Consider the following 1,179-nt stretch of genomic DNA (forward strand, 5'->3'; position numbering starts at 1 on the left):
GTCTCTTGAAGGATCACGCGATGGCCACCCTCACGTCCGAGATTCGACCTCATCGGCCGAGCGACAGCTGCTACACCACGCTATTGGACGCAACCTCGCCGATATTGAACCGTCCCGGGTTTGATGCCGCTTCCTTCTTTGAGAAGGATGTTCATCATGCCCAAGCCTTACCCCGCAGAGCAGCGTGAGCGTGCGGTGAAGATGGTGCTCGACCACCTCGGTGAGTATCGGTCGGTGTATGCCGCCTGCCAGAGGATCGGCCCGAAGCTGGGTGTGGGGCCGGAATCGTTGCGTAAGTGGGTATTGCAGGCGCAGGTCGATGCGGCGCAGGCGCCCGGGGTTACTTCTGCCGAGCAGCAACGGATCAGGGATCTAGAACGTGAAGTGCGAGATCTGAAGGAAGCCAACGAGATCCTGAAGGCGGCCTCGATTTTCTTCGCGAGGGAGCTCGACCCTCGCCACCGTTGATCTGCCAGTTCATCGACGAGATGCGTGCGCAACACTATCGGGTCGAGTCGATCTGTCGTGTGCTGTCCGGGCACGGTGTGCAGGTCGCCCCACGCACGTATCGGAACTGGAGAACTGCTTCCCCGGCAGCGCGCACGGTCACAGACGCCATCGTCACCGACGCGTTGAAAGCGACCCTGGGCACCCCAGAGGGCCTGTATGGGCGGCGCAAGATGACCGCGTATCTGCGCCGGCGAGGCTATCGGGTCACCGTGGGCACCATCGATCGGCTGATGCGCGACGAGGGACTCGCCGGTGTGGTTCGCGGTGGCCGCCACCGCACCACCACACCAGGGCGCCAGTCCCGGCGAGCACCGGATCTGGTTGATCGCGACTTCACCGCCGCGGCACCGAACCGTAAGTGGGTCACCGACTTCACCTACACCAGGACGTGGTCGGGGTTCGTATACGTGGCCTTTGTCATCGACTGTTTCTCCCGGGCAATCGTCGGCTGGCACGCCACGACAGTGCGCGACACCGCAATGGTCAGCACCGCGTTGAAGATGGCGTTGTGGCGACGCGATCACACCGGCCGCGGCATCGGCACCGAACTGATCCATCACAGCGACGCCGGATGCCAAGCTGGATTCAACTGGTCGTCGCAACACCTTGATCTCGGAGGTGTGTGTTGGCGTATGGGAAGCGGCAGTTGGAGGTTCGGGCGTATCGGGG

The 1,179-nt window shown here is 62.8% G+C and carries 2 protein-coding genes; both read left to right on the plus strand.

Features of this window, described 5'->3' with window-relative positions:
• Positions 1-156 precede the first annotated feature (156 nt).
• Complete coding sequence (locus ACGFNJ_RS44080) at positions 157-468, plus strand: transposase (RefSeq protein WP_393462667.1); 312 nt, start codon at positions 157-159, stop codon at positions 466-468.
• Between the two features lie 20 nt (positions 469-488).
• The coding region (locus ACGFNJ_RS44085) for an IS3 family transposase (protein ID WP_393462669.1) at positions 489-1,179 on the plus strand (691 nt) is incomplete at its 3' end.

It is taken from the genome of Nocardia sp. NPDC049149 (assembly GCF_043197455.1).
GTDB lineage: Bacteria > Actinomycetota > Actinomycetes > Mycobacteriales > Mycobacteriaceae > Nocardia.

Coding starts and splice junctions, on each gene's coding strand:
- ACGFNJ_RS44080 (WP_393462667.1), top strand. CDS start 157: ATGCCCAAGCCTTACCCCGCAGAGCAGCGTGAGCGTGCGGTGAAGATG.